At 39.8% G+C, this 26992-nt stretch carries 26 protein-coding genes and 1 pseudogene; 18 read left to right on the forward strand and 9 right to left on the reverse strand.

The window, feature by feature from the left end:
- Positions 1-53: 53 nt before the first annotated feature.
- Genes AB2B49_RS07580 through AB2B49_RS07590 form a run of 3 tightly spaced genes read right to left on the reverse strand, consistent with a single transcriptional unit; the run spans position 54 to position 1903 of the window.
- On the reverse strand, positions 54-869 hold the full coding sequence (locus AB2B49_RS07580) for a TIGR03943 family putative permease subunit (RefSeq protein WP_049505880.1): 816 nt from the start codon (positions 867-869) through the stop codon (positions 54-56).
- Complete coding sequence (locus AB2B49_RS07585) at positions 866-1771, reverse strand: permease (protein WP_049505879.1); 906 nt, start codon at positions 1769-1771, stop codon at positions 866-868. Before AB2B49_RS07585 ends, AB2B49_RS07580 begins: the two co-directional genes overlap by 4 nt.
- On the reverse strand, positions 1772-1903 hold the full coding sequence (locus AB2B49_RS07590; protein WP_049505878.1) for an SPJ_0845 family protein: 132 nt from the start codon (positions 1901-1903) through the stop codon (positions 1772-1774).
- A gap of 135 nt (positions 1904-2038) precedes the next feature.
- On the opposite strand from AB2B49_RS07590, the gene AB2B49_RS07595 reads away from it, so the two are divergent.
- The 3 genes from AB2B49_RS07595 to AB2B49_RS07605 are packed head-to-tail and all read left to right on the forward strand — an operon-like array spanning position 2039 to position 4930.
- Positions 2039-4168, forward strand: coding sequence for a Tex family protein (locus tag AB2B49_RS07595; RefSeq protein WP_049505877.1), 2130 nt, complete (start codon positions 2039-2041; stop codon positions 4166-4168).
- Positions 4155-4598 carry a SprT family protein gene (locus tag AB2B49_RS07600; protein ID WP_049505876.1) on the forward strand — a complete coding sequence of 148 codons (444 nt, stop codon included), beginning with the start codon at positions 4155-4157 and terminating at the stop codon, positions 4596-4598. The genes AB2B49_RS07595 and AB2B49_RS07600 overlap by 14 nt, the downstream gene beginning before the upstream one ends.
- Before the next feature lie 59 nt (positions 4599-4657).
- Complete coding sequence (locus tag AB2B49_RS07605; RefSeq protein WP_320692041.1) at positions 4658-4930, forward strand: PspC domain-containing protein; 273 nt, start codon at positions 4658-4660, stop codon at positions 4928-4930.
- A gap of 104 nt (positions 4931-5034) precedes the next feature.
- On the opposite strand, the gene AB2B49_RS07610 is transcribed toward AB2B49_RS07605, so the two are convergent.
- Both AB2B49_RS07610 and AB2B49_RS07615 read right to left on the reverse strand, forming a co-directional pair.
- Positions 5035-5685: an ABC transporter ATP-binding protein gene (locus tag AB2B49_RS07610; protein ID WP_320692042.1), complete on the reverse strand. Its 651-nt coding sequence runs from the start codon at positions 5683-5685 to the stop codon at positions 5035-5037.
- A 1-nt stretch (position 5686) separates the two neighbouring features.
- Positions 5687-7681: a DUF1430 domain-containing protein gene (locus tag AB2B49_RS07615; protein WP_320692043.1), complete on the reverse strand. Its 1995-nt coding sequence runs from the start codon at positions 7679-7681 to the stop codon at positions 5687-5689.
- A gap of 444 nt (positions 7682-8125) precedes the next feature.
- Between AB2B49_RS07615 and AB2B49_RS07620 the strand changes: the two genes are divergently transcribed.
- Together AB2B49_RS07620 and AB2B49_RS07625 are read left to right on the forward strand one after the other, a co-directional pair.
- A complete protein-coding gene (locus AB2B49_RS07620) occupies positions 8126-8884 on the forward strand; it encodes an ABC transporter ATP-binding protein (RefSeq protein ID WP_000173369.1) in 759 nt (252 codons plus the stop codon).
- Position 8885: 1 nt separating this feature from the next.
- Positions 8886-10874, forward strand: a complete 1989-nt coding sequence (locus AB2B49_RS07625; protein WP_049505874.1) for an ABC transporter permease — start codon at positions 8886-8888, stop codon at positions 10872-10874.
- A 40-nt stretch (positions 10875-10914) separates the two neighbouring features.
- Here AB2B49_RS07625 and AB2B49_RS07630 read toward each other — a convergent pair whose 3' ends face one another.
- Positions 10915-11610, reverse strand: coding sequence for a VIT1/CCC1 transporter family protein (locus tag AB2B49_RS07630; RefSeq protein ID WP_049505873.1), 696 nt, complete (start codon positions 11608-11610; stop codon positions 10915-10917).
- Between the two features lie 205 nt (positions 11611-11815).
- On the opposite strand from AB2B49_RS07630, the gene AB2B49_RS07635 reads away from it, so the two are divergent.
- From AB2B49_RS07635 to ftsY, 3 genes are read left to right on the forward strand one after another with little or no spacing between them, the layout of a single operon-like run.
- Positions 11816-12607 (forward strand): HAD family hydrolase, encoded by a 792-nt coding sequence (locus tag AB2B49_RS07635; RefSeq protein WP_320692044.1) that lies wholly within the window; start codon positions 11816-11818, stop codon positions 12605-12607.
- On the forward strand, positions 12607-13425 hold the full coding sequence (locus tag AB2B49_RS07640; protein ID WP_125388895.1) for a Cof-type HAD-IIB family hydrolase: 819 nt from the start codon (positions 12607-12609) through the stop codon (positions 13423-13425). The genes AB2B49_RS07635 and AB2B49_RS07640 overlap by 1 nt, the downstream gene beginning before the upstream one ends.
- A 3-nt stretch (positions 13426-13428) precedes the next feature.
- On the forward strand, positions 13429-14739 hold the full coding sequence (gene ftsY, locus AB2B49_RS07645) for a signal recognition particle-docking protein FtsY (protein ID WP_125441039.1): 1311 nt from the start codon (positions 13429-13431) through the stop codon (positions 14737-14739).
- A gap of 44 nt (positions 14740-14783) precedes the next feature.
- Here ftsY and zwf read toward each other — a convergent pair whose 3' ends face one another.
- The 3 genes from zwf to AB2B49_RS07660 all read right to left on the reverse strand — a co-directional run bounded on the left by zwf (position 14784) and on the right by AB2B49_RS07660 (position 19326).
- Positions 14784-16271: a glucose-6-phosphate dehydrogenase gene (gene zwf, locus AB2B49_RS07650; RefSeq protein ID WP_125441038.1), complete on the reverse strand. Its 1488-nt coding sequence runs from the start codon at positions 16269-16271 to the stop codon at positions 14784-14786.
- A 149-nt stretch (positions 16272-16420) separates the two neighbouring features.
- The gene (locus AB2B49_RS07655; protein WP_001096337.1) at positions 16421-17161 is read right to left on the reverse strand and encodes an amino acid ABC transporter ATP-binding protein; all 741 of its coding nucleotides are present in this window, start codon (positions 17159-17161) and stop codon (positions 16421-16423) included.
- Positions 17161-19326, reverse strand: a complete 2166-nt coding sequence (locus AB2B49_RS07660) for an ABC transporter substrate-binding protein/permease (RefSeq protein ID WP_000726964.1) — start codon at positions 19324-19326, stop codon at positions 17161-17163. The genes AB2B49_RS07655 and AB2B49_RS07660 overlap by 1 nt, the downstream gene beginning before the upstream one ends.
- A 180-nt stretch (positions 19327-19506) precedes the next feature.
- Here AB2B49_RS07660 and uvrB point away from each other — a divergent pair, with 180 nt between their 5' ends.
- The 10 genes and pseudogenes from uvrB to AB2B49_RS07710 all read left to right on the forward strand — a co-directional run.
- Entirely contained in the window at positions 19507-21495 is a 1989-nt protein-coding gene (gene uvrB / locus AB2B49_RS07665; RefSeq protein ID WP_320692045.1) for an excinuclease ABC subunit UvrB, read from the forward strand.
- A 40-nt stretch (positions 21496-21535) separates the two neighbouring features.
- A complete protein-coding gene (locus tag AB2B49_RS07670) occupies positions 21536-22573 on the forward strand; it encodes an acyltransferase (protein WP_076984575.1) in 1038 nt (345 codons plus the stop codon).
- Positions 22574-22652: 79 nt separating this feature from the next.
- A pseudogene (locus tag AB2B49_RS07675) lies at positions 22653-22853 on the forward strand (UvrB/UvrC motif-containing protein); the annotation flags it as partial.
- A 14-nt stretch (positions 22854-22867) separates the two neighbouring features.
- A complete protein-coding gene (locus AB2B49_RS07680; RefSeq protein WP_061420910.1) occupies positions 22868-23494 on the forward strand; it encodes an NAD(P)H-dependent oxidoreductase in 627 nt (208 codons plus the stop codon).
- An 8-nt stretch (positions 23495-23502) separates the two neighbouring features.
- Positions 23503-24066, forward strand: coding sequence for a GNAT family N-acetyltransferase (locus tag AB2B49_RS07685; protein ID WP_061420912.1), 564 nt, complete (start codon positions 23503-23505; stop codon positions 24064-24066).
- Positions 24032-24535, forward strand: a complete 504-nt coding sequence (locus AB2B49_RS07690) for a GNAT family N-acetyltransferase (RefSeq protein ID WP_076984574.1) — start codon at positions 24032-24034, stop codon at positions 24533-24535. Before AB2B49_RS07685 ends, AB2B49_RS07690 begins: the two co-directional genes overlap by 35 nt.
- An 89-nt stretch (positions 24536-24624) precedes the next feature.
- Positions 24625-25128 carry a hypothetical protein gene (locus AB2B49_RS07695; protein WP_061420916.1) on the forward strand — a complete coding sequence of 168 codons (504 nt, stop codon included), beginning with the start codon at positions 24625-24627 and terminating at the stop codon, positions 25126-25128.
- A gap of 495 nt (positions 25129-25623) precedes the next feature.
- Complete coding sequence (locus AB2B49_RS07700; RefSeq protein WP_076984572.1) at positions 25624-26181, forward strand: hypothetical protein; 558 nt, start codon at positions 25624-25626, stop codon at positions 26179-26181.
- Entirely contained in the window at positions 26159-26599 is a 441-nt protein-coding gene (locus AB2B49_RS07705; protein WP_320692046.1) for a hypothetical protein, read from the forward strand. The genes AB2B49_RS07700 and AB2B49_RS07705 overlap by 23 nt, the downstream gene beginning before the upstream one ends.
- Positions 26600-26622: 23 nt before the next feature.
- A partial coding sequence (locus AB2B49_RS07710; protein WP_320692047.1) for an 8-oxo-dGTP diphosphatase occupies positions 26623-26992 on the forward strand: 370 nt, incomplete at its 3' end.

Raw genomic sequence — 26992 nt, forward strand, 5'->3', positions numbered from 1 at the left:
AGAATGAAATTTATATAATGAACAAAAAAGTAGCCTGAAAAGGCTACTTTTTATTAAAACACACGATAGACATAAGGATTTTCTGGTTTGTCTACTTTTGTGAAACTCTCAACCTCTAGTGTTGGGAGTTTTTGTTTGAGTTCTTTATGGTAGTGGAGGGTCAGGGTTCCTCTAGCGGTAATCCAGGTATTGTCAGGATACTGGCGTGAGTTTCCCTTGGTCAAGAGTCCATATACTCCAGAGTCGGCTATACAGTGGATGATTCCAAAGCGAAAGAGGAACTGGCTATCTGGATGGCTAGGATCGTTATAGACAAAGCCTGTAAACTCTATTTTCTTTCCTTCAAACTCTTGTGGATAGTCATAGAGAACTTCCATGACCTCCATATAGTTATCGTCTGTAATTTGAATGGTTGGCTGGGAGAGGTATTTGTCAGCTGTAGTCCTCATTTCCTTTTCATAAGCAGATTTGGAAAAATAGGTACTGGTATCGGGTTTGAGGTATTGACTGGATGTTCCTTCGCTTGCCTGAATAGCAGTATCGATTCCCTCAGCAAGTGGGAAATGATAACCTTTGGCAGATACAGTTCTCGAGTCCAAACTTACTGTCGGAAAGGCAACCCCAATCAACAGAGGTAGTGACAGTAAAAGGATACTGATTCGTCTAGATCGACGACTTTCCAAATGGCTGTGGGAGTTGATTTTCTTGATCCAGATGTAGAATTGGACCAGAGCCAACAGAAGAGAAAGGACCATGGAGATATAGACTAGATAGGAATAGTGGAGATTGATGTAGTGGCTAAGCTTGCCAGATAGCTGCAGATAAAGGGTCAGAGCAAAATAACCTAGTAGAATGATAAATCGGATCATAGCATCACCCCCAACATGTAAGAATAAAGCAAGACAAGCACTGTCACGATGCCCATGAATTGCCAGATGAAGCGTGCTTTTAGATAGTGTTTCATCATGAGGAGATTTTTGATATCAAGCATGGGGCCAATGACCAGAAAAGCAAGGACTGGGGCTAGGCCGAAGCTCGAGAGGAGAGAAGCACCGATAAAGGCGTCCGCCTCGCTACAAAGAGAGAGGAGAAAGGCTAGAAACATGAGCAAGAGAATCGCAAGGACTGGACTTGCGCTGATAGAGGTCAGAATCCGTGTCGGGACATAGACCTGCACGATGGCTGCAAAGAGACAGCCAAAGACAAGGTAACGCCCCATATCGAAAAACTCATCAATAGCTTGTATAAAGACCTGAAACACTTTTCTAGAGGGACTCAAGTGTGAAAAGTCATGTTCATGGCAAGCGATAGGATTCTCTTTTTGAATGGATTCCTTCCAGAAAAATCCTAGGAAAATCCCAAGCACCAAAGCAATCACAATAGCTCCTAGCGCTCGCAAGAAGGCAAATTTTAATGAATTGCCAAAAGCAGAATAAGTAGCGAAAAGAACGATGGGATTGATGATAGGAGCGGTCACCAGAAAGGGAACGGCCGTGTAGCTGGGCACTTTCTTTTCCAGAAAACGATTGATAATCGGAACGATACCACACTCGCAGGATGGAAAGAGAAAGCCAATGAAGGTACCAAAAAAGATCCTCCCCCAACGATTGCGAGGGAGAAACTCATAAACTTTATCAGGTGTGATATAGACCTCAATCAATCCCGAAATGAGACTCCCAATCAAGACAAAAGGAAGGGCTTCAATCATGATGGAGAGAAAAATAGCTCCCGCTTGTAATACACTAGGAGGAAGAGATTGGAAAATCGTCATCTATTTTTTCTTCTCAACTTTTTCTTTTTTGTCTTTGTCATCTGGGAAACTGACTTGTGTTAAGTCAGGAAGTTTGGCGAATTCTTCAAACATCTTATCCAAGTCGTCGGTTTTTGTAAATTTAACAGCCATGGGCCTACCTCTTTTCTACATTCTACCTCTATTATACTATTATTTTGTGGAAAAGGGATTATTTTTATTTTGATAATCAAAGATGTAAAAAGGGTAGGACGAAACAAGGGCAGTTCCTTATGGTATAATAGGTTTATGGATAAAAAATATGAAAAAATTTCCCAAGATTTGGGTGTAACCTTAAAGCAAATCGATACCGTTCTAAGTTTGACGGCTGAGGGGGCGACGATTCCCTTTATCGCGCGTTATCGAAAGGACATGACTGGTAGTTTGGATGAGGTGGCGATTAAGGCCATTATCGACTTGGATAAAAGTCTGACAAATCTCAACGACCGTAAGGAAGCTGTCTTGGCTAAGATTCAAGAACAAGGCAAGCTGACCAAGGAATTGGAAGAAGCTATTTTGGCAGCTGAAAAATTAGCAGACGTAGAAGAACTCTATCTTCCTTACAAGGAGAAACGTCGGACCAAGGCAACCATTGCTCGTGAAGCTGGACTCTTTCCTCTTGCACGCTTGATTTTGCAAAACGTAGATGGATTAGAGAAAGAAGCTGAGAAGTTTGTCTGTGAAGGATTTGCGACGGGCCAAGAAGCCTTGGCAGGTGCGGTTGATATCTTGGTAGAAGCCCTATCCGAAGATGTGACCTTGCGTTCACTGACCTATCAGGAAGTGTTGAGACACTCTAAAATCACTTCGCAAGTCAAGGATGAAAGTCTTGATGAAAAACAAGTTTTCCAGATTTACTATGATTTTTCAGAGACAGTTGGCAACATGCAGGGCTATCGTACCTTGGCCCTCAATCGTGGGGAAAAACTAGGCGTCTTAAAAGTCGGTTTTGAGCACGCGACGGATCGTATTCTAGCTTTCTTTGCTGCCCGTTTCAAGGTGAAAAATGCCTATATAGATGAAGTTGTTCAACAGTCAGTTAAGAAAAAGGTCTTGCCTGCTATCGAACGACGCATTCGGACAGAACTGACTGAGAAAGCAGAAGAAGGAGCTATCCAACTCTTTTCTGACAACCTGCGTAATCTCCTATTGGTTGCTCCACTGAAAGGGCGCGTGGTTTTAGGATTTGATCCTGCCTTTCGTACAGGTGCCAAGCTTGCTGTCGTGGATGCAACAGGAAAAATGCTGACGACCCAAGTCATCTATCCTGTTAAACCAGCTTCAGCTCGTCAAATCGAAGAAGCCAAGAAAGATTTGGCAGATTTGATTGGTCAGTATGGCGTGGAAATCATTGCCATCGGAAATGGAACGGCTAGTCGTGAAAGTGAAGCCTTTGTGGCGGAAGTTCTGAAAGATTTTCCTGAAGTCAGCTATGTTATCGTCAATGAAAGTGGCGCTTCTGTCTACTCTGCCAGCGAACTTGCTCGTCAGGAGTTTCCAGAATTAACTGTTGAAAAACGCTCTGCTATCTCTATCGCTCGACGTTTGCAAGATCCCCTCGCTGAATTGGTCAAAATTGATCCCAAGTCAATCGGTGTTGGTCAATACCAGCACGATGTCAGTCAGAAGAAACTGTCTGAAAGTCTGGACTTTGTCGTGGATACCGTGGTTAACCAAGTCGGTGTCAATGTCAATACAGCCAGCCCAGCTCTTCTCTCCCATGTGGCTGGACTAAACAAAACTATCTCTGAAAATATTGTCAAATACCGTGAGGAAGAAGGAAAAATCACTTCACGCGCACAAATCAAAAAGGTTCCTCGTCTCGGTGCCAAAGCCTTTGAACAGGCTGCAGGTTTCCTCCGTATCCCAGAAAGTAGCAATATCCTTGATAATACAGGAGTTCACCCAGAAAACTATGCTGCGGTTAAGGAACTCTTCAAACGCTTGGATATCAAGGACTTGAATGAAGAAGCCCAAAATAAGCTTAAGTCCCTTTCAGTTAAGGAGATGGCGCAAGAACTGGATATTGGCCCAGAAACCCTTAAAGATATCATTGCCGATCTTCTCAAACCAGGTCGAGATTTCCGTGATTCTTTTGATGCACCTGTTCTCCGTCAAGATGTACTGGATATCAAGGACTTAAAAGTCGGCCAGAAGCTAGAAGGTGTGGTGCGTAATGTTGTTGATTTCGGTGCCTTCGTTGATATTGGGATTCACGAGGATGGCTTGATCCATATTTCCCACATGAGTCGCAAATTTATCAAACATCCTAGTCAAGTGGTGTCTGTTGGAGATTTGGTAACGGTTTGGGTCAAGAAAATCGATACTGAACGTGAAAAAGTTAATCTGTCGCTCTTAGCTCCAGATGAAACTGACTGACTACGTTCAGTCTGTTTCCCTCGAAGACTTTGGTAGACCTTTTATACACGAAGCCCAGTGGAATTCTCGTCTGCGAACGACAGGTGGGCGATTTTTCCCTAAAGATGGGCATTTGGATTTTAATCCCAAGGTTTATAATGAACTAGGTTTGGAGATCTTTCGGAAGATCGTGCGCCATGAACTCTGTCACTATCACCTTTATTTTCAGCAAAAGGGGTATCGCCATAGGGACCGAGATTTTAAGAAACTTTTGAAAGAAGTGGATGGACTTCGCTTTGTTCCCCCGTTGAAGAACCAAAGTAATTTTCTAGTTTATCAGTGTCAATCTTGCCAGCAAACTTATCAGCGCAAGAGGAAAATTGATACCAAACGCTACCGCTGTGGCGTCTGCCATGGCAATCTTGTCATTTTAAATCGGCCTAAGGACTGATGTTTGTGACCCCGTTTCATGCTATACTACTTGTAAGAATACCGAAAGAGGAAACAATCATGAATAACAAATTTTATAAAATGAAACGAAATAGTATGGTATCGGGAGTTTTAGCTGGTCTATCAGACAAGTGGAATTTTGATGTAACCCTAGTCCGCTTTCTCTTCGCCATTTTTACCGTAGCAAATTTTGGAATTGGTGTGATAATCTACATCATCCTTGCCTCTATCCTGCCAACTAAGGAAGAAATCGAAGCCGAAATGTACGGAACAGGACCACGCAAACGTAAGGAAGCCCAAGCCATTGAAGACAATGATGGCTGGTTTTGGTGAGATTTAACAGGGAAAATTTATTATTTGCACTATGTTACTTAAAAGAAGCAGCATAAATGACTGAAAATCCCTTGTGGTTATTTAGCCACAAGGGATTTTGATATTTAAGTATATTCTTTTCCATCTTGAGAGAGATGAATTACCTGATCAGCCATTTTCCAAATACTAGGATTGTGAGTTGCGATGATAATTGTTCTATGAGCATTACGAAGTTCAAGGAGAATTTCCATAATTTCCTTGGAATTTTTTGGATCTAGCGAGGCGGTAGGCTCATCAGCTAAAACTAAAGGAGGATTTTTCAGGATAATCTTAGCAAGCGCTACGCGTTGAGCTTCACCACCAGATAATTCATAGATTTTTTGGTTGAGACTTAGATAATCTAGTCTGACAGCTTGTAGTGCTTGAAGAAGAAGTCTCTCTTTTTCTTGTTTCTTGTTCTGTTTTTTGCCAATCAGTCCCAGCTCAAGGTTTTCTCGAATGGTCTGACTTTCTAATAGTCCGAAGTTCTGGAAGAGATAACCTAGCTCGTTACGATAGAATTCCTCATTTTTTAGAGAAGTCAAAGACTTTCCTTTATAAATGATTTCTCCTTTGTCGAAAGTCTCTAGTTTTGCAAGCATATTGAGCAAAGTGGTTTTTCCACAACCACTGTCTCCTATCAAAGCATATACCATACCACTTTGAAAATTCAGATTCAAGTCTGAAAAAATAATACGAGAACCAAATTGTTTCCAAATATGTTGTAATTCAATCATACTATCCTCCTTTGATGATGCTAGCATAGGTTTTACTTTCCTTCTTATCACAGATTTTCAATAGAAGAACGGCTAAACTTGAAAAGCTGAAAAATAGGATTAGGGTAATCCAGATATTCTTAGAAATAATGAAAGCTAGACCACTTCCGAGAAAGAGAGCTGCTATTTGAGAAGTGATATATCTACTGTGTAATTCAAAGAAATAATAGCCTGCTATTTTTTTCAAGAATATGGTTTTGCGAAAGGCTTCAAAATAGAGCAGATTTAAACTTGTAAACAGCAAAATTGAAGTCAAAATAGCAAACATAGCACTCGCTAAGTTACTAAAAATTTCGATTTTAATTTTTTGATTTAACTGGAGATAGGTTTCCCTAGCAGACGATAGCCCTGAGACCATTTGATCAAGTTGATAGTGTTTTAAAAGTTCTTGTGTCTGGTGGAGGTCTGTAAAATAGAGATATTCTAGATTTGTAAACCAGAAGATGGAGGAAGCCTTACCAAGTGCTTTAGGAGAAAGCACAAGAAAGATGGGATTTGATAACCATTGATCATAAGCGATATGGGTGGTATTATAGAGAAATACATCATTATTTTTATTGGTATAAGCTATACTAATTTCGACAGTTTGATTAGACTTGCTACTGTATAATCGGTTGGTTAACTCTTGTTGCAAGTTTGCTTTTATATCTTTTTCATTTTTTTGTAGTTCTTCTGGGAGTATGGCAAGGATCTGTCCATCTTTGAGGGTGTTGATTTTTTGAAAGGTTTCTGATGTTAACTTTATACCTTCTTTTTTGAAGTAGTTAGGTGTTACATAGAGAATATTTTTTCCTTCCACACCATAAGGGTTATTTTCAGTTTCATTATGATTTGAGGTAGCTTGTTTAAGAGCTTGTTCAACTAAATTGTGTTTAACAAGGAAGGCATTTTCTTTATCTATGGCATGCTGAATAAAGTCAAACCATTTATTAGCATTTGTTTGTAGTTCATCTGAATTTTTTATATGACTGGAACGCCCTGTTTGAAGATTGACAACATTGGAGCGTTGTTCCCAAGTAGCTTGTCCAGCCTCATTTTTCTCAAGGATATGATAGTAAGTAGACATTCGTCCAAATCCTACAATAACCAGTAGAATGGCAAGTACCTGACCAAAGTAGAGAATGCGTAGAATTGACTTGATTGGTAATTTTCCTTTGATGATAGAGAGGAGATGGACTTTTTTTAAAGAAATGGTAAAAAGAAGGGCAATTAGGAGGCTAAGTAAGAGAAGTAGGCTATTGTAAAGAATAAAAAGTATTCCTAGAAAAGTCTGAACTTCATAAGGATATCCTAGGGAAACGAGCAAGACACTTGCTATCAGCAAAGCAGGTAGACCAAAAAGAAGGATATCAAGTCCGTCTCTTGCGAGAGAACGAAAGAAGAGATGGCTCAGTCGTTCTCCAGAAATCAATCGAATCCCTGACTGAGAGAGAGATTGAATTTGGCCAATAACAATCAAAGCTAAGAAAGTCAGCAAAAAGATTAACATACTGGTAAGCTGATTAGGTTGGGTAAAGAGGGCAAGTACAAAGGATACTCTGTCATTTTCAAATGCATTCGCTTTTTCTAGTCCAAGTTCTTTCAGATGAGTGGCCAATTCTTGACTAGTTAGGGATCCGCTGATAATATTGTAGTTGTTGAGAAGATCGCTCTTGTGAATGCTTTCTTGACTTGCTGGAGGCATCCAGTCTGGGAGTTTCCCATCTCCAAAAACTTCGTAGTAAGTTTGTGATTTTCCATCACTATCTACTTCCCAAATGGTTCTTGCGATAAGACTATTATGTTCTTTAGCAAGACTATTTAATTCTTCTTTAACGGTAGAATAATCTGCTTGCCCACTTAATACTGCTGCACCCGGGAACAGGATTTGTGGAAGAGAGTCTTTCCAAAAGGACAGAGTGGCAATGAGAAAGAAAGTTAAAAGAAGATTGCTGATAAAGAGAAAAACACGTTTCATAGGAACCTCTTTCTAAAAAAGAGGGGCTGAACCTCCCTCCTTATAGCAGCGATACGAATGATAGTTTAGCACTTTTAAAAATAATTATCAGAAAGCTAATTCTTTTACAAGACGTTAAAGAAAGCCTTTTCATAATTTAATTTTACTATTATTTTAAGGATAAAACAAGCAATACTATGGCTTTTTATAGTAGCTATTTTCATAAATATTCTTCAATCTTACAAAAATGTAAGATTAAAGTCTCTTTTGTAAGGTTAGGTTATGGCAAGACCTCTTTTTTTGCGATAAACTAGACTCATAAAGAACAAAGGAGTAAAACCATGAAAAGAATTTTACAAAAGAAAACAAGAAAACCAAGTCAAAAAGATATCGAGCGTGTTCAACTAGGATGCGCTATGATGCAAGCACAGTTTCAATTGATGGGATATTAAGAAGGAGAGAATCATGACACTTTTAGATGTAAAACACGTTCAAAAAATCTACAAAACACGTTTCCAAGGTAACCAAGTAGAGGCCCTCAAAGACATTCACTTTACCGTAGAAAAGGGTGACTACGTGGCTATCATGGGAGAGTCTGGTTCTGGGAAATCAACCCTGCTCAACATTCTAGCTATGCTGGATAAACCAACTCGAGGCCAGGTTTACCTAAACGGAACAGACACAGCCACTATTAAGAATTCCCAGGCTTCAAGTTTCCGTCGTGAGAAGTTGGGATTTGTCTTCCAAGACTTTAACTTGCTAGATACCTTGTCTGTTAAGGACAATATCTTACTTCCGTTAGTGTTATCACGAAAACCTATCACAGAGATGATGAAGAAATTGGTAGTAACCGCTGAAAATTTGGGCATAAACCAATTGCAAGAGAAGTACCCTTATGAGATTTCTGGTGGTCAAAAACAGCGGGTAGCAGTAGCACGCGCCATCATCACCGAACCTGAAATTCTCCTTGCGGATGAGCCAACAGGAGCCCTTGACTCCAAGTCATCTGCAGCTTTACTCGATGTATTTGATGAAATCAATGAACGCGGTCAAACCATTCTCATGGTAACTCACTCAACGGCAGCAGCCAGCAGGGCCAAGCGCGTTCTCTTTATCAAGGACGGCATTCTTTACAACCAAATCTACCGTGGAGACAAGACAGAGCGTCAGATGTTCCAAGAAATCTCTGATACTTTGACTGTTATGGCAAGTGAGGTGAATTAGTATGTTTCGATTGACCAATAAGTTAGCGGTTTCGAACTTAATCAAAAACCGCAAACTCTACTATCCCTTTGCTTTAGCAGTTCTCTTAGCTGTGACCATCACCTATCTCTTTTACTCACTATCACTTAACCCTAATATTGGCAAGATCCGAGGGGGAGAAACTATCTCTATGACGCTTGCCCTCGGTATGGTAGTTGTTACCATCGCTTCTGGAATTATTGTCCTTTATGCCAATAGTTTTGTCATGAAGAACCGCTCCAAGGAGCTGGGTGTATATGGTATGCTGGGGCTTGAAAAGCGCCATTTGATCAGTATGGTTTTTAAGGAGCTTCTTATTTTTGGTTCCTTAACCTTGACAGCTGGTCTCGGCCTAGGAGCTCTCTTTGATAAGCTAATCTTTGCCCTTCTTCTGAAGCTGATGAAAATGAAAGTGGAGCTCGTTTCGACTTTCCAACCAATTGTCTTCATCCTAGTTCTCATCGTCTTTGGAGCTATCTTCCTAGGTCTGATTTTTATCAATGCCTTTCGTATTGCACGCATGAATGCCCTTCAGCTCTCTCGTGAGAAGGCCAGTGGTGAGAAAAAAGGACGTTTCTTAGGTGTCCAAACCATTCTAGGTCTGATTAGTTTGGGAGCGGGTTACTATCTAGCAGTAACAGTCGAAAACCCACTTTCTGCTGTTCTGATTTTCTTCGTAGCAGTTTTGTTAGTAATTTTGGGAACTTATCTTCTCTTCAATGCAGGGATTACAGTTTTCTTACAAATCTTAAAGAAAAACAAGCGTTATTATTACCAACCCAACAACATGATTTCCGTATCTAATCTCATTTTCCGTATGAAGAAAAATGCGGTTGGTCTGGCGACGATTGCTATTCTCTCAACCATGGTCTTAGTGACTATGTCTGCTGCAACAAGTATCTTTAAGGCATCAGAAAACTTCAAGAAGGTCATGAATCCACATGATTTTGGGATTACAGGACAGAATGTTGAAAAAGAAGATATCGAAAAACTCTTGAGCCAGTATGCTAGTGAAAAAGGATTGACTGTCACAAAGAAAGAAGTCCTTACATACAGTAACTTTGGTGTGGCAAATCAAGAAGGTACGAAATTGACAATTTTTGAGAAAGGTCAAAATCGTGTTCAACCGAAAACTATTTTTATGGTCTTTGACCAAAAAGACTATGAGAATATGACAGGACAGAAACTTGCACTTTCAGGTAAGGAAGTTGGATTGTTTGCTCAAAACAAGCAACTTCAAGATCAAAAAGAACTGACTCTGAATGACCAGACCTACACGATCAAAGAAGAAATCAAAAAAGATTTTATTCTTGAACATGTCCCAAATCAGTACAATATTCTAACTTCGGATTATAACTATTTGGTTGTTCCTGACTTGAAAGCCTTTCTTGACCAGCATCCTAATTCTTCCATCTTTAATCAATACTATGGTGGTATGAATGTAACGGCTAGTGAGGAAGAGCAGCTTAAAATTGCAGATGACTATTCAAAATTCGTTAACAACTTTAATAGAGAACTAAACAAAGAAGGAAGCTATGTTTACGGAAGCAATCTGGCTGATAGTAGTGCGCAGATGAGTGCTCTCTTTGGTGGAGTTTTCTTCATCGGTATCTTCCTCTCTATCATCTTTATGGTGGGAACGGTTCTTGTCATCTACTACAAACAAATCTCTGAAGGCTATGAAGATCGTGAACGCTTTATCATTTTGCAAAAAGTCGGTCTCGATCAAAAGCAAATCAAGCAAACCATCAATAAACAGGTCCTAACTGTTTTCTTCCTCCCATTGCTCTTTGCCTTCCTACACCTTGCCTTTGCCTATCATATGCTTAGCCTCATCCTAAAAGTAATTGGGGTGCTAGATGCGACCATGATGTTGACTGTCACTTTATCCATCTGTGCTATCTTCCTCATCGTCTATGTCTTAATCTTTATGATTACCTCAAGAAGCTATCGCAAGATTGTGCAAATGTAAAAAAAAGATACCTCGATATTCATCGAGGTATTTCTTTATCTTAAATGCTGAAGAGTTGTCCAAGCAGGTAAGTCACTCCCATGGTGAGAAGTCCGATACAGAGGTTACGGATCATGGCAGTTTTCGTAGGTGCCTTGCCTAGTTTAGCACTGGTATAGCCAGTGACGAGAAGGGAAAGGGCAACGATAAAAACAGTAGCAGGAATGCGATAATCACTTGGAAAGACAGTGATCGAAAGCATAGGAGGAAGACTTCCCAGTACAAAGGCGATAAAGCTAGAGATGGCAGCATGCCAAGGATTGGTAAATTCTTCGTACTCGATACCGTATTTTTCCTCGACCAAGGCTTTGAGTGGATTTTTTAAAAAGGCCTTGTTGGTCAAGAGTTGGGCGGACGTTTCACACTCACCATTTTGAAGGTAAGCAGCATAGAGGGATTGTTTTGCAGATTCGATATCCTTATCCAAGAGCAACTGTTCTCTAGCGACAGCGGCTTCTTCCGTGTCTTTCTGAGTCGATACAGAGACATATTCGCCACCTGCCATAGAAAAAGCACCAGCGAGGATAGCGGCCAATCCTGATAGAAAGATAATCCAGATATTGCTTGTCGCACTGGCAACACCGATAACGACTCCAGCGATGGAAATAATCCCATCATTGGCTCCCAGAACACCTGCGCGTAGGATATTGAGTCGGCCTGCAAAGTTTGCATCAATTTCATGTTTCATTTCTGTCATAGTCATCTCCTTTCTCTCCATTATAGAGAAAAGAATAGTGGAATACAAACTTTTTAAACTATCTGAAAAAAGTTCTACGATTCTAATTTTTAGGCCCTTTGAAGTTTCTCCGAAAAAGTAGTGCTATCCTACTGTACTGGACCTTTTTAAACTTATCTATGGTATAATAGAAGATAGATTTATCAATTGGAGAATGAAAGATTTTATGATTAAACTTGTAGCAACCGATATGGATGGAACCTTTCTAGATGGAGAGGGTCGGTTTGATATGAAACGCCTCAAAAACGTACTTGTTTCCTACAAGGAAAAAGGGATTTATTTTGCTGTGGCTTCAGGTCGCGGTATCTTATCCCTGAAAAAGTTGTTTGCGGATGTGCGTGATGAAGTGATTTTTATAGCTGAAAATGGGAGCTATGTTGAGTTTCATGGCGAGGATATGTATGAGGCTACTATGTCTCGGGATTTTTACTTGAGCACTTTTGAAGCTTTAAAGAAATCGCCCTATTTTGATGAAAGAAAAATGCTCTTGACTGGGAAAAAAGCTTGTTATGTTTTGGATACAGTGGATGAGACCTATCTGATGTTTAGCCGTCACTACAACGAAAACATTCAAAAAGTAGCGAGTTTGGAAGATATCACAGATGAGATTTTTAAATTCACTACGAACTTTACTGAAGAAACGATAGAAGTTGGTGAGGCCTGGGTCAACGAAAATGTTCCTGGTGTGAAAGCCATGACCACAGGTTTTGAATCCATCGATATTGTCTTGGACTACGTTGATAAGGGTATAGCTATTGTTGAGCTGGCAAAAAAACTGGGTCTGACCATGGATCAGGTTATGGCTTTTGGCGATAATCTCAATGACCTTCACATGATGCAGGTTGTTGGACACCCAATCGCTCCTGAAAATGCGCGACCAGAGATTTTAGAATTAGCAGAAGCAGTGATTGGCCACCATAAGAACCAATCAGTGATGGCTTATATGGAGGGCTTATAATGGCAGATATTAAATTGATTGCACTTGATTTGGATGGTACCTTACTGACAACAGATAAAAGGCTGACAGATCGTACCAAGGCGGTCCTCAAGGCTGCGCGTGATCGTGGCATCAAGGTCGTTCTGACAACAGGTCGTCCATTGAAGGCTATGGATTTCTTTCTCCATGAGCTAGGGACTGACGGTCAGGAGGATGAGTACACCATCACCTTTAATGGTGGTCTGGTACAGAAAAATACAGGAGAGATTCTCGATAAAACAGTCTTTTCAATCGACGATGTGGCACGCTTGTACGAGGAAACTGAAAAACTCGGACTTCCGTTAGATGCTATTTCAGAAGGAACCGTCTATCAAATCCAGTCTGACCAAGAAAGTCTCTATGCTAAGTTTAACCCAGCCCTGACTTTCGTACCTGTCGCTTTTGAAGATCTATCTAGTCAGATGACGTATAATAAATGCGTGACTGCCTTTGCCCAAGAACCTTTGGATGCAGCGATTCAACAGATTTCTCCAGACTTGTTTGACCAATATGAAATCTTCAAATCGCGTGAACTTTTATTGGAATGGTCGCCGAAAAACGTTCACAAGGCAACAGGTTTAGCGAAATTAATTAAACACTTGGGAATCGACCAAAGTCAAGTCATGGCTTGTGGGGACGAGGCCAATGACCTTTCCATGATTGAGTGGGCAGGTCTGGGAGTTGCCATGCAAAATGCTGTTCCAGCGGTTAAGGAAGTTGCCAATGTGATTACCCCTATGACCAACGACGAGGAAGCCGTTGCCTGGGCTATCGAAGAATACGTGCTAAAGGAGAACTAGAATATGGGATTATTTGACCGTTTATTCGGAAAAAAAGAAGAGCCGAAAATCGAAGATATCGTAAAAGAAGCTCTGGAAAATCTTGATTTGTCAGAAGAGGTTGAAGAAAACCAAACGGTAGTCGAAGAAACTTCTCAGGAAGAGACAACAAGAGACAAAGTGGAAGAAACACTTGCTCAAGAAGAAATTCCTCAGATCTCGACAGAAGAAGTTATTGAACCAGAAGCAGTCGAAGAAACTGCTCAGGAAGAGCTTGAGCTAGAATCTGATGAACTGGAACGATTCCAAGAGACGGAAGAAGCTCTAGAAGAAGAGAACCAAGAAACTGTAGAGTTCGAAGAAGGGTTAGCTACTGAAGTAGTAGAAGAAGAACTTCCTCAGGTTGAAGAAACCGTACAGGAAAAATATGACCGCAGTCTCAAGAAAACCCGTACGGGATTCGGAGCTCGTTTGAATGCTTTCTTTGCCAACTTCCGTTCTGTCGATGAAGAATTCTTCGAGGAATTGGAAGAACTGCTCATCATGAGTGACGTCGGTGTGCAGGTCGCTTCAAACTTAACAGAAGAACTACGTTATGAAGCCAAACTCGAAAATGCTAAGAAGCCTGACGCACTTCGTCGTGTCATTATCGAGAAATTGGTTGAACTCTATGAGAAGGATGGCAACTACGATGAACAAATCCATTTCCAAGATGGTTTGACAGTTATGCTCTTTGTTGGAGTCAATGGTGTTGGGAAAACAACTTCTATCGGGAAATTGGCTCATCGCTACAAACAAGCTGGCAAGAAAGTCATGCTGGTTGCGGCAGATACCTTCCGTGCGGGTGCAGTGGCCCAGCTAGCTGAATGGGGCCGTCGTGTGGATGTTCCTGTTGTGACGGGGCCTGAAAAGGCTGATCCAGCAAGCGTGGTCTTTGATGGGATGGAACGTGCTGTAGCAGAAGGGATTGATATTCTCATGATTGATACAGCAGGTCGTCTGCAAAACAAGGACAACCTTATGGCCGAGTTGGAAAAGATTGGCCGTATTATCAAGCGTGTCGTTCCAGAAGCACCTCATGAAACCTTCCTGGCACTCGATGCGTCAACTGGACAGAACGCCTTGGTACAAGCTAAGGAATTTTCTAAGATAACACCATTGACTGGAATTGTTTTGACTAAAATTGACGGAACTGCCCGGGGTGGTGTTGTTCTGGCTATCCGCGAAGAACTCAATATCCCTGTAAAATTGATCGGTTTCGGTGAAAAAATTGATGATATCGGGGAATTTAACTCAGAAAACTTTATGAAAGGTCTCTTAGAAGGCTTGATTTAATACAAAATAAATATCCTGCAATTCAATCTTGCAGGATATTTTTGCTATTCTAAACGGCCATCTTCACGATAGGCGATATCTGGTTGCCAGGTCCATTTAGCTCCATACTTTTCAAGTAAGTCAAAGCTAGCTTGTGGCCCCATGCTTCCAGCTTTATAGTCATGAAGTGGAGCACCGTTTTCAGCCCAGAGCTCTTCGATACGGTCAATCAATTTCCAAGAAGCACTTACCTCATCCCAGTGGCTAAAATTGGTTGAGTTGTTGTTCAAGACATCGTAGATTAATTTCTCGTAAGGATCTGGTGAGGCTCCAGTAGCAGTAGCATCTGTACGGTAATCCAGAGAGCTTGGAGCCAGGTTAAATTCTTCACCGACTTGCTTACCATTGAGGCTAAGAGAGAATCCTTCAGTTGGTTGAATATAGATGGTCAAGATATTTGGCGCTAATGGTTCTCCAAAGATAGAGTCCATTTGCTTAAAGACGATATTGACATGAGTCCCTTTTTCAGTCAGACGTTTCCCTGTACGGAAGAAGAAAGGAACACCACGGAAGCGATCGCTGTCTACAAAGAAGGCACCAGATGCGAAAGTTTCTGTTGTGGATTCAGGATCGACATTTGGCTCGCTACGATAGGAAATGTATTTCATGCCATCGATTTTACCAGAGCGATATTGACCACGGATAAACTGTTCTTTCAGTTCTTCCTCAGTTGGATGATAGAGGTTTTTAAAGACCTTTATCTTTTCAGCACGAATCTCATCCTTTGTAAAGCTAGCTGGTTTGTCCATGGCTAGAAGAGAGAGAAGTTGGAGAGTATGGTTTTGCACCATATCACGAAGGGCACCAGATTGATCGTAGTAGCCGCCACGTTCTTCTACACCCAATCGTTCCGCAAAGGTAATCTGAACATTATCGATGTGTTCGCGATTCCAAACATTCTCAAAGATCATGTTGGCAAAACGAACAGCAAAGATACTCTGAATCATCTCTTTACCTAGGTAATGGTCGATACGGTAGATTTGCTCCTCATCAAAGGCTGCAAGGAGATCTTCATTGAGTTTGCTAGCTGTTTCGCAGTCTGTACCAAATGGTTTCTCAACGATCAAGCGCTCAAAACCTTTACCATCAACAATGTTTTCAGATTTGAGGTGCTTGGCAATGGTTCCAAAGAACTGAGGTGCCATAGACAAGAAGAAGAGCTTATTGTGTTCAGCTTGGTATTTTTCATTTAGCTCAGCTTGTAATTGACGCAAAGCAATGTAATGTTCCGTATCATTCACATCATGGCTTTGATAGTAGAAGTGGCTAGCAAATTCTTGGGCTTGCTCGGTACTATCTGCCAAATCAAGGATGGACTCGACTACTACAGATTCAAAATATTCCTTACTCCAAGGTCTACGAGCTGTTCCGATAACAGCAAAATGCTCAGAGAGATTGCCTGATTTATAGAGTCTGAAAAGGGAAGGGTAGAGTTTGCGTTTAGCTAAATCTCCACTCGCACCGAAAATTGTAACAATAACCTTTGATGACATCTAGCTACCTAATTTCTATATTTTTTCCTAGTTGGACTAGGGATGAGATTTCCTCATTTTCATAGTTTTTATTTTATCATAATTTTCAAAAAAAACAAAAAATCCAATACGCAATTTAAAAACTGTAAGGAGAACCTTACAGTTTTGTTTTATACATTTAAGACCTTGTCCAAGAACTCTTTTAGACGAGGGTGTTGCGGGTTGTCAAAGATTTGATCTGGAGTTCCATCTTCTAGGAATTCACCATCAGCCGTAAAGATAACACGGTTGGCTACCTGGCGAGCAAATCCCATCTCATGGGTTACGATAATCATGGTCATACCTTGTTCCGCCAATTCCTTCATGACATTCAGTACATCTCCAACCATTTCAGGGTCCAGAGCGGAAGTTGGCTCATCAAAGAGCATGATATCAGGATTCATGGCAAGTCCACGAGCGATAGCTACACGCTGTTTCTGACCGCCTGAAAGGCTATCTGGGTTGGCATTAGCTTTATCTGCAAGACCGACTTTCTCCAGCAACTCCATCCCCAATTTTTCAGCTTCTTCTTTGGTCATCCGTTTGTGTTCAATAGGTGCAAAAGTGATATTTTCTAGGACGGACATGTGAGGAAAGAGGTTGAAGTGTTGGAAGACCATTCCGACGTTTTCGCGAACATGGTCGACATTGGTTGATTTTTCAGTCAAATCATAACCATTCACTGTGATGTGGCCACTCGTTACCTCCTCGAGAAGGTTAAGGCTACGGAGGAAAGTGGATTTACCAGAACCAGAAGGACCGATGATGCAGACAACATCTCCTTCATAGAATTTAGTTGTAATTCCTTTTAAAACTTCGTTTTTTCCATAATACTTATGCAAATCATTTACATCAATTTTTAGTTTTGCCATTAACGAATCCTCTTTTCTAAGCGTTTCGCTAGTCTAGTCAAAAGCGTGATAATTACAAGATAGAAGATAGCAAGGATTGCATACATCTTGAAACTTTGGTAGTTACGGGCGATGATGATCTTACCAGTTTGGAAAAGTTCCACCAGACCGATAGCAGACACGATGGTTGTATCTTTGAGAGCGATAACGAATTGGTTGACAAAGTTTGGCAACATCAATTTAGTCGCTTGTGGCAAGATAATCTTACGCATGGTTTTTCCATAAGAGATACCTAGACTGCGGCTGGCTTCCATTTGACCAACTGGAACGGCTTGGATCCCACCACGAACAATTTCAGCGATATAAGCTGCCGCATTGAGTGAGAGAGCGATAGTACCAGCTACAAAGTCATTGATTGGACTTTGTTGGCCTGTGATCGACTCGATGAAGTTTGGAATACCCCAGAAGATGAAGGCTGCAAGAATCATCAATGGGATACCGCGAATAACATCAACGAAAATCTCAGAGATTAGACGAAGAGATTTGTATGGGCTAACGCTAAACATACCAAAGATAATCCCGATGACAATGGCAATTGCAAATGAAATAAGCGCTAGAGCAAGAGTGATTCCAAGTCCACTAAGAAGTTGTTTGTAGTTATTTTGAAGCAAGCCCCAGATAGTTGTTTCGTCAACCGTACTTGTAGAGTCAGTTGAAGTTTCGCTGGCTAGATACTTGTCAAGAATCTTTTGGAATTCTCCGTTAGCTTTGAGGTTCGCAAGTCCGTTATTGAACATCTGGATCAATTCAGGGTTTGTTCCTTTTTTAACCGCAAAGGCTGTTTCACCGATTGGAGTTCCAGCGATTGGAGTTTTCAATTTTTGCCCTTGGCTGATAGAATATTTGAGAACTGGCTCATCATCCATCACGGCATCAATAGATCCAGTATTTAGACTGTCATACATTGATGCGCCATCTGCAAAGGTTTTAATCTTATAGCCGTATTTGCTTTGGTTCTCAGTAAGGAAGGTTTGAGAGGCAGTTCCGTTTTTAACACCGACAGTTTTATCCTTGAGGTCTTCATAAGAAGCAATTGTGCTTGATTCTTTCACACCGAGAATCGTATTTGCTGTGTAGTATGATTCTGAGAAGTCAAAGGTTTCCTTACGGGCATCTGTTACAGACATACCAGCAATGATACCATCTGCTTGTCCTGCTTGAACAGCACTGATTGCTGCGTCAAATCCTGGGTTGGTAATTTCAATTTCAAAACCTTGGTCTTTGGCAATGGCCTTGATGAGGTCCATATCAATACCAGTGTATTGATTGCTTGAATTTTGAAAGACGAATGGGGCAAAAGATGAGTCGCTGGCAATAATGTACTTGCTTTTCACTGGAGTAGCTTTTTGTCCAGCAGCAGTAGTTGTCGTTGGGCTTGCCGTAGTTGTAGAAGCTGTCCATTTTTGGATGATTTGCTCCAAGCTACCATCCTTCTTCATTTGGGCTAGGGCTTCATTAAACTCGGTAACCAAGTGTTCATACTTGCTCCCTTTCTTGACACCAAAGGCAAAGCTTCCAACAGCCTCACCATCCATATTGATGCTGAGATCTTGTCCTTGGTTAATCGCATACTCAATAACAGGTTTATCATCCATGATGGCATTTACAGCACCAGCACTTAGACTGTTATTCATCAAATCACCTGTATCAAAGGTTTTAATAGAGAAACCGTATTTATCTTTGATACTTTCGAGGAAACGTTGAGCGGCAGTTCCGTTCTTAACTCCAACTGTTTTGCCGCTAAGTTCCTCATATTTGGTGATTTTATTTGCCTTTGTGGTAGCAATGACAACTTTTGTATCATAATAAGTATCAGACATGGTAAAGACATTTTCACGTTCTTTTGTTTTTGTCATACCTGCCATAATAGCATCTGCTTGACCTGACTGCACCGCATTTACAGCTGCATCAAAGCCAGGATAAGACATTTGGATGTTCCATCCTTTGATTTCTGCGACTTTATTGATAATATCAACATCAATCCCTTTATAGGTTTGATCTGAATCTTTAAACTCAAAAGGTGCGTAAGCTGTATCAGACACAATCTTAACAGTATCAGCTTTTGCCATACCTAGTGAGAAAATGGGAAATAAAATGAGCAAACATGCTAGTATTTTTTTCTTCATTTTTAGTCTCCTTTTCCGAATATTTTCCCATTATATCAGAAAATGAATGAAAAGGCAAATTTTATGGATTTTATGTAAGAAAATGTGACATAGAATCCTTGCTCTCATCAACCTAGAGAAGAGTCTGAAAAGTAAATTTATGGTAAAATAGAAGGATAGAAAAATGCAGATGAGGCAATCATGATTAATAGAATTACAGATAATAAATTTAAACTAGTATCAAAATATGAACCTTCAGGAGATCAACCCCAAGCGATTGAGCAGTTGGTTGACAATATCGAGGGTGGAGAAAAGGCTCAGATTCTGATGGGGGCGACGGGTACAGGGAAGACCTATACCATGAGTCAGGTCATTTCCAAAGTCAATAAACCAACTTTGGTCATTGCCCATAACAAAACCCTAGCTGGTCAGCTCTATGGGGAGTTTAAGGAATTTTTCCCTGAAAATGCTGTTGAGTACTTCGTATCCTACTATGATTATTACCAACCCGAGGCCTATGTTCCTTCGAGTGATACCTATATTGAGAAGGATAGCTCAGTCAATGATGAGATTGACAAGCTCCGTCACTCAGCGACTTCAGCCCTTCTGGAGCGCAATGATGTCATCGTCGTGGCTTCTGTCTCTTGTATCTATGGTTTGGGTTCGCCAAAGGAATATGCTGATAGTGTCGTTAGTCTCCGTCCAGGTCTGGAGATTTCTCGTGACAAACTCTTGAATGACTTGGTGGATATTCAGTTTGAACGCAATGATATTGATTTCCAACGGGGAAGATTTCGCGTTCGCGGGGATGTGGTGGAGATTTTCCCAGCTTCTCGTGATGAACACGCTTTTCGAGTAGAGTTTTTCGGAGATGAGATTGACCGTATCCGTGAGGTTGAGGCTTTGACAGGTCAGGTATTGGGAGAAGTGGATCATTTGGCGATCTTCCCTGCCACTCACTTTGTGACCAATGACGACCACATGGAAGTTGCCATTGCCAAGATTCAGGCAGAGTTGGAGGAGCAGTTAGCTGTCTTTGAGAAGGAAGGCAAACTGCTAGAAGCACAACGCTTGAAACAACGGACAGAGTATGATATCGAAATGCTACGTGAGATGGGTTATACAAATGGGGTTGAGAACTACTCACGCCACATGGATGGTCGTAGTGAAGGAGAGCCTCCTTATACGCTTCTCGACTTTTTCCCAGATGATTTCTTGATCATGATTGATGAAAGTCACATGACCATGGGGCAAATCAAGGGCATGTATAATGGAGACCGTTCGCGTAAGGAAATGCTAGTTAATTATGGTTTCCGTTTACCTTCTGCCCTAGACAACCGTCCTCTTCGTCGGGAAGAGTTTGAGAGTCATGTGCATCAGATTGTTTACGTTTCAGCGACACCAGGCGACTATGAAAATGAACAGACCGAGACAGTGATTGAGCAAATTATTCGTCCGACAGGTCTTTTGGACCCTGAAGTGGAAGTCCGTCCAACTATGGGACAGATTGATGACCTCCTAGGTGAAATCAATGCCCGTGTTGAAAAGAATGAACGTACCTTTATCACAACCTTGACCAAGAAGATGGCAGAAGACTTGACTGACTACTTCAAAGAAATGGGCATCAAGGTCAAGTATATGCACTCGGATATCAAGACCTTGGAACGGACAGAGATTATCCGCGACCTACGCTTGGGTGTTTTTGATGTCTTGGTCGGAATCAATTTGCTCCGTGAAGGGATTGACGTACCTGAAGTAAGTTTGGTTGCTATTCTAGATGCTGACAAGGAAGGTTTCCTTCGTAACGAACGTGGCCTCATCCAGACCATTGGACGTGCTGCCCGTAATAGCGAAGGACATGTCATCATGTATGCGGACACGATGACTCAGTCTATGCAACGTGCCATCGATGAAACGGCCCGCCGTCGGAAAATCCAGATGGCCTATAATGAAGAACATGGTATTGTACCACAAACCATTAAGAAAGAAATCCGTGATCTTATTGCCGTGACCAAGGCAGTTGCCAAGGAAGAGGACAAGGAAGTCGATATCAATAGCCTCAACAAACAAGAACGCAAGGAACTCGTCAAAAAACTCAAAAAACAAATGCAAGAAGCCGTCGAAGTGCTTGATTTTGAACTGGCAGCTCAGATACGTGACATGATGTTGGAAGTGAAGGCGTTAAACTGAAAAAATTATAAAGAAATAGAAATATATAGAGAGACATAATATGACAGCAAAAAAAACTAAACACATAGGCATTGAATGTTGTAGAATTCTAGCTATGTTGATGATTTGCAACTTACATGTTTTGGGTATGGGAGGAATTTTGGAGAAAGTTGATAGTCAAAAAGATTTTTACTATATTTTTGCCAATTTTTTAGAAGCTTTCTCATATTCAGCTGTAAATATTTATATTTTAATCAGTGGGTATGTCGGTCTTTATTCACAATTTAGTTATAAAAAAATGTTTAGTTTTTGGATACAGATTATTTTCTATACTATTTCAATTACTTTTGTATTTGCTATTTTTTCAAAATCATCTGTTAACTTAAGTGATTGGTTTTCAGCTTTAACTCCAATAAGTCATGGACAGTATTGGTATATGAGTTGCTATTTTGGTTTAGTCTTAATAGCACCATTTTTGAATCAAGCAGTGTTGACATTGAAAAAAGAACAATTGCTTCCAATTGTTAGTGGAGCATTTATATACTTTTCTGTCATACCTACAGTATTTAAACAAGATATTCTGGGCTTGTGGGGTGGATATAGTGTATTATGGATGATTCTTTTGTACACTATAGGAGCAATAATTAGAAAATCAAATTATGAAAGTCGTTTTCAAATACGTAATGTTAGTGGATTCATTTTATTTCTAACTAGTTTAACTTTTATATTGTGCTGGTTTGGTTTTGAACAGTGGAGAAGTTATATTTCTCCTACGGTCACACTGCAAGGAATAGCAATATTTTTACTCTTCTTGAATATTAAAGATATTCCCTTAACTTTTAAGAGACTAGTTCTTTTAATATCTCCACTAACTTTGGGGGGTTATCTGTTTCATGTACATCCTCTTATTTTTAGAAGAATTATACCAACCATCCATACTTTAGTTGAAGAACAAGAATTTCCCATTTTTGTCATTATGATTCTAGTTATGACACTGGCCCTGTTCTTTTCTGGCGCTATGATTGAGTATTTTAGAAATAAATTAATGGCGTATATTCTTACTTTAATAAAGAGTGTTAAAAATCTTAAACAGACTTAAAACTTTATTGTCTTATTAAAATAGGAGCAAGACGCATTAAAATATACACTTCACTGAGAACTTAAGGTTTACTGAACTTATCCGTGATCTAATCGCCGTGACTAAGGCAGTTGCCAAGGAAGAGGACAAGGAAGTCGATATTAATAGCCTTAATAAACAGGAACGTAAAGAACTTGTTAAGAAACTAGAAAAACAAATGCAGGAAGCCGTCGAAGTGCTTGACTTTGAACTAGCAGCTCAGATCCGAGATATGATGCTGGAAGTCAAGGCGTTGGGTTAGATAGGAGAAAATGAATGAAAATTTTAGTCATCAATGGACATCCTGACAAGGGAAGTTTCTGTCAAGAAATTTTTCGAACGATTGTAGAAAATATTGACTCAAATCATCATGAGCTTGAATCTATTAATCTAAATGAGATAGATTTTGATCCCGTATTACGTTATGGTTATCGAAAACGGATGGAAGAGGACTCTTTCATACTTCGCTCTCAGGAATTAATCCAGTGGGCAGATCATTTCATTTTTGTTTATCCAATTTGGTGGAGTAGTATGCCTAGTTTATTGAAGGGTTGGATCGATCGTGTTTTCACGCCAGGAATTGCTTACTCTGCCAATAATAAAGGAAGTTTTATTTGGAACTACTTAAGAGGTCAGCAGTTTAAAAAGTTACTAAAAGGAAAAACAGCCAGTATTTACGCAACATCAATGGCACCAACATGGTGGTACAAAGTATTTTCAGGTCCTATCAATATCCCAGACAGTTATGGAATATCAGTATTAAAGAATGCTGTCCTAAATCACTGCGGTATTAAAACAAAGAAAGTTTCAATTTTGGGTGAGTTAGGGCGTGAGGTGAATACAAATTCTATAAGACAAAAATATCTGCAAAAAGTTGCTGAGGAAGTCAAGGCGTTGGATTAGGAAAAAGTATGGTTTATTTAAGAAAACTAATTGAAGAAGATTTGGTGTCTTTGTGGGAAATTGCTTATTCACAATCTAATCCAATTTGGAAACAGTATGATGCTCCCTATTATGACGATTATCAGCATTTTCCTAATTTTCAAGAATTTAAACTACAAAAATCAGAATCTACTCTAAACAACTCAAATCGCCTTGGTATTTTTGTTGATGATAAATTAGTTGGGACTGTTTCGCGCTACTGGGTATGTAAACAAACAAGATGGATGGAATTGGGGATTTGTATTTATGATAACAAATTTTGGAACTCTGGCATTGGAAAAGCTGCTATGCTACAATGGATAGATCGGACATTTAAGGATTACTTGGTGTTGGAGCATCTTGGTTTGACAACTTGGTCAGGAAATCTTGGTATGGTAAAACTTGCTGAAAAATTAAGAATGAAAAAAGAAGCTCATATTCCAAAAGTTCGTTATTACCAAGGCAAATATTTTGATAGTATTAAATATGGTATTCTGAGAGAAGAATGGAGAAAAATAAATGAACCTAACTATCAAACAAATGGTAACTCCTGAAGAGATAGAAAGCAAGTCTCTCGTTCATTGGCAAACGTGGAGAGAGGCTTATGATGACCTTTTACCTGCAGAATTTCAGGAGACGATGACATTAGAAAGATGTCGATTTTTTAGTCAAAAATATCCAGAAAATACATTGATCGCGATGGATGGCATGAAGGTAGTTGGTTTTATCAGTTATGGAAACTTTCGTGATGAGACTATCCAAGCTGGTGAGATCATTGCCTTATATGTTTTAAAAGACTATTATGGAGAAGGTATTGCTCAGAAGTTAATGAAGGAAGCTCTGACGACTCTTGAACAGTTCTCTGAAATATTTTTATGGGTATTAAAAGAGAATAAGCGAGCCATTGATTTCTATCAAAAAATGGGTTTTACTTTTGATGGGCAAGAAAAAATACTTGACCTTGGAAAACCTATCACTGAAATTAGAATGGTACGTAAGAAATCCTCAAAATCTGAGAGTTAAATACTGGTAGAATTGCGATTTTGTTTTCAGATTACGCAATGAACAAACAATCATGTTTTAGATTATATTATAAATAGAGGGAAGTTATTATGAATTTGAAAGAGACGAAGTATAAGAAGTCATCAGGCTTAGATTCTGTTCGTTTTTGGTTACAAGGGCATCGATTTGTCAAATTTATGCTTGATATGTTCTTTTATATCATATTGTTCCTAGTTATAGAATTTACAACATCACAAAACAAAAGCCTTCCAGCTGATTTTCGGTACAGAGAACTCCTATTTCCCTTGCAATTGAATCTTTTTATCTTGGGTAATAGGTTCTATGCTCTCTTTTTGTCAGTGAAAACTGAAAAAGAAAGGACCCTTAAAAGATTTTGTGAACCCTTTATTTATATCAATATCCTTAGCTTCATTTTTCAACTGATTGGCGTGAGAAAAAGAGGAAGAGTTGTTCTATCACCTTTGTTTTCACTGGAGTCATCCTATATCTGGTTTCCTATTGTCGTCTACCTTCTAGTCTTGATGTTAACTTTGGCAATCTTCTTTCTCTCTAAAGGTTCAAAAAAAGGAGTAGATGAAAATGAAGATGAGTAGACAAATGAAGTACAAGACAAAAGAAAAGCCTTCTTGGACTAAAAGGATTTTTCTTTGGATGGAAAGGCACAGAAGGATTGGTCAACTTTTGGATACGAGTGTATTATTTGGATCTATGTTTGTATCATTTCTTGCCGCCTCTTACATTAGTTACCTATTACCGAACATAAACTATCTTTCCCCCTTAAGCTTCAATCTTATCCTTCTGATCTTATCAACCTATTTCCTTGTCTTTCGTTTTAGTAGTGATAAACTTCAGAAATGGCGTTACTTTTCATGGGGATTTATTGGGTTCAATGGTCTTCTTTTTCCCTTTCATCTCTTGGTAGGTCTGAATTGGCTAGGACGTCGTAAGTCAACGAATTTCCCTCCTATAATTTCTATGGATCCAGCATATGTCTGGGTTCCTATTGTAAGTTATCTCTTTTTCTTTTTCTTGGGGCTGGGCATTCTGCTTTTGATTATACAGAAAGAAAAGAGAAGAAGGAGGCGAAAATGGAACGAAAGATTAAGAAACCAAAGAAGATCAAACAAAAGAACAGAAAAATGAGAAAAATCCATAAAAAGGATTCTTTGATAGCTCACGTCCAATTGTGGATGGGAAGGCATCCAAAGCTTGCTTCTTTTATGGATGGTGGCATAATATTATTTTCTATTTTTGGTATCATGTATGTGTTGTTCGGGACGTCACTTATCCCAAAACCATATCAGGAAATGTCCTATGTCTTGCCAATTATTATGAATTTTGTCTTTTTGGTGCACACACTCTATCAAGGTATTTTTAGAGATGGTTTTAGCAATAAGGATTCAGTACAAGAATTTTTAGAACCTTTTCTATACATAAATGGACCTATTTTTCTTCTCCACTTAATTGTTGGGGTGAAAGGGAGAAATGTTAAAAAAATTCCTTCCCTATTATCTGTTGATTATCGCTACATCTGGCTTCCAATTGCTACTTATCTAATCTTTTTCTTTATTCCAGCGATAGTGATAGTGATTTTGAAATATAATGGCAAAAAGAGGAAAAATCATGACAAAAGAAAATCTAGTTAAGTTATTTTCATTTAAAAACCTCTATCTGGTCTTGCTGACTTTTATGGTTCTTCATTTGGTGTTGTTAGTTTTTGGTCTATCCTTTACTCCAATTTTGTGGAATAGTTGGTTTTTCATTCTTTGTTTGACCTGCTTAATCCATCCCTGGAGAATCTTTTATAGAATAAGAGATTTTCAATGGTACCACCTTATTTTTCAAATATTTAGTGGATTGGTGGCACTTTATCTTTGGTTTGCAGCATTTTTTGCTTTGTCAATTATGTCGGATCCAGCCATTCCCATCAATATAGACTATCACATACAAGATAAAGAAATCACCATTGTTAGAGGTTTTTTGGCCCGTACTACTTATGAACATCACGAGTTGATTAATCCATTCATCATGAAATCTGATATCAAGTTCGAAAAAGGCATATAACAACTTAGAAAGCGAGCAAATCTATGTCCCGTGCGCAAGCAACCATTTTAACCAACATCTGTCTAATCGAAGATCTAGAAAATAAGCGAGTAGTCATGCAATATCGCTCTCCTGAAAATAATCGCTGGTCCGGATATGCCTTTCCAGGAGGACATGTTGAGAATGGCGAGGCCTTTGCCGAGTCTGTCATTCGTGAGATTTATGAAGAAACAGGTTTAACGATTCAGAATCCCCAACTAGTCGGCATTAAAAATTGGCCCTTAGATACAGGTGGGCGCTACATCGTCGTTTGCTATAAAGCGACAGAGTTTACTGGAAATCTCCAATCCTCAGAGGAAGGAGAGGTATCTTGGGTGCAAAAAGACCAGATTCCAAACTTGGATCTGGCCTATG

The sequence above is a fragment of the Streptococcus jiangnanensis genome (assembly GCF_040888325.1).
GTDB classification, from domain to species: domain Bacteria; phylum Bacillota; class Bacilli; order Lactobacillales; family Streptococcaceae; genus Streptococcus; species Streptococcus jiangnanensis.

Excerpts from the sequence above, each read along its gene's own strand:
- AB2B49_RS07580 (WP_049505880.1), bottom strand. The coding sequence starts at position 869 with ATGATCCGATTTATCATTCTACTAGGTTATTTTGCTCTGACCCTTTAT.
- AB2B49_RS07585 (WP_049505879.1), bottom strand. The coding sequence starts at position 1,771 with ATGACGATTTTCCAATCTCTTCCTCCTAGTGTATTACAAGCGGGAGCT.
- AB2B49_RS07590 (WP_049505878.1), bottom strand. The coding sequence starts at position 1,903 with ATGGCTGTTAAATTTACAAAAACCGACGACTTGGATAAGATGTTTGAA.
- AB2B49_RS07595 (WP_049505877.1), top strand. The coding sequence starts at position 2,039 with ATGGATAAAAAATATGAAAAAATTTCCCAAGATTTGGGTGTAACCTTA.
- AB2B49_RS07600 (WP_049505876.1), top strand. The coding sequence starts at position 4,155 with ATGAAACTGACTGACTACGTTCAGTCTGTTTCCCTCGAAGACTTTGGT.
- AB2B49_RS07605 (WP_320692041.1), top strand. The coding sequence starts at position 4,658 with ATGAATAACAAATTTTATAAAATGAAACGAAATAGTATGGTATCGGGA.
- AB2B49_RS07610 (WP_320692042.1), bottom strand. The coding sequence starts at position 5,685 with ATGATTGAATTACAACATATTTGGAAACAATTTGGTTCTCGTATTATT.
- AB2B49_RS07615 (WP_320692043.1), bottom strand. The coding sequence starts at position 7,681 with ATGAAACGTGTTTTTCTCTTTATCAGCAATCTTCTTTTAACTTTCTTT.
- AB2B49_RS07620 (WP_000173369.1), top strand. The coding sequence starts at position 8,126 with ATGACACTTTTAGATGTAAAACACGTTCAAAAAATCTACAAAACACGT.
- AB2B49_RS07625 (WP_049505874.1), top strand. The coding sequence starts at position 8,886 with ATGTTTCGATTGACCAATAAGTTAGCGGTTTCGAACTTAATCAAAAAC.
- AB2B49_RS07630 (WP_049505873.1), bottom strand. The coding sequence starts at position 11,610 with ATGACAGAAATGAAACATGAAATTGATGCAAACTTTGCAGGCCGACTC.
- AB2B49_RS07635 (WP_320692044.1), top strand. The coding sequence starts at position 11,816 with ATGATTAAACTTGTAGCAACCGATATGGATGGAACCTTTCTAGATGGA.
- AB2B49_RS07640 (WP_125388895.1), top strand. The coding sequence starts at position 12,607 with ATGGCAGATATTAAATTGATTGCACTTGATTTGGATGGTACCTTACTG.
- ftsY (WP_125441039.1), top strand. The coding sequence starts at position 13,429 with ATGGGATTATTTGACCGTTTATTCGGAAAAAAAGAAGAGCCGAAAATC.
- zwf (WP_125441038.1), bottom strand. The coding sequence starts at position 16,271 with ATGTCATCAAAGGTTATTGTTACAATTTTCGGTGCGAGTGGAGATTTA.
- AB2B49_RS07655 (WP_001096337.1), bottom strand. The coding sequence starts at position 17,161 with ATGGCAAAACTAAAAATTGATGTAAATGATTTGCATAAGTATTATGGA.
- AB2B49_RS07660 (WP_000726964.1), bottom strand. The coding sequence starts at position 19,326 with ATGAAGAAAAAAATACTAGCATGTTTGCTCATTTTATTTCCCATTTTC.
- uvrB (WP_320692045.1), top strand. The coding sequence starts at position 19,507 with ATGATTAATAGAATTACAGATAATAAATTTAAACTAGTATCAAAATAT.
- AB2B49_RS07670 (WP_076984575.1), top strand. The coding sequence starts at position 21,536 with ATGACAGCAAAAAAAACTAAACACATAGGCATTGAATGTTGTAGAATT.
- AB2B49_RS07680 (WP_061420910.1), top strand. The coding sequence starts at position 22,868 with ATGAAAATTTTAGTCATCAATGGACATCCTGACAAGGGAAGTTTCTGT.
- AB2B49_RS07685 (WP_061420912.1), top strand. The coding sequence starts at position 23,503 with ATGGTTTATTTAAGAAAACTAATTGAAGAAGATTTGGTGTCTTTGTGG.
- AB2B49_RS07690 (WP_076984574.1), top strand. The coding sequence starts at position 24,032 with ATGAACCTAACTATCAAACAAATGGTAACTCCTGAAGAGATAGAAAGC.
- AB2B49_RS07695 (WP_061420916.1), top strand. The coding sequence starts at position 24,625 with ATGAATTTGAAAGAGACGAAGTATAAGAAGTCATCAGGCTTAGATTCT.
- AB2B49_RS07700 (WP_076984572.1), top strand. The coding sequence starts at position 25,624 with ATGGAACGAAAGATTAAGAAACCAAAGAAGATCAAACAAAAGAACAGA.
- AB2B49_RS07705 (WP_320692046.1), top strand. The coding sequence starts at position 26,159 with ATGACAAAAGAAAATCTAGTTAAGTTATTTTCATTTAAAAACCTCTAT.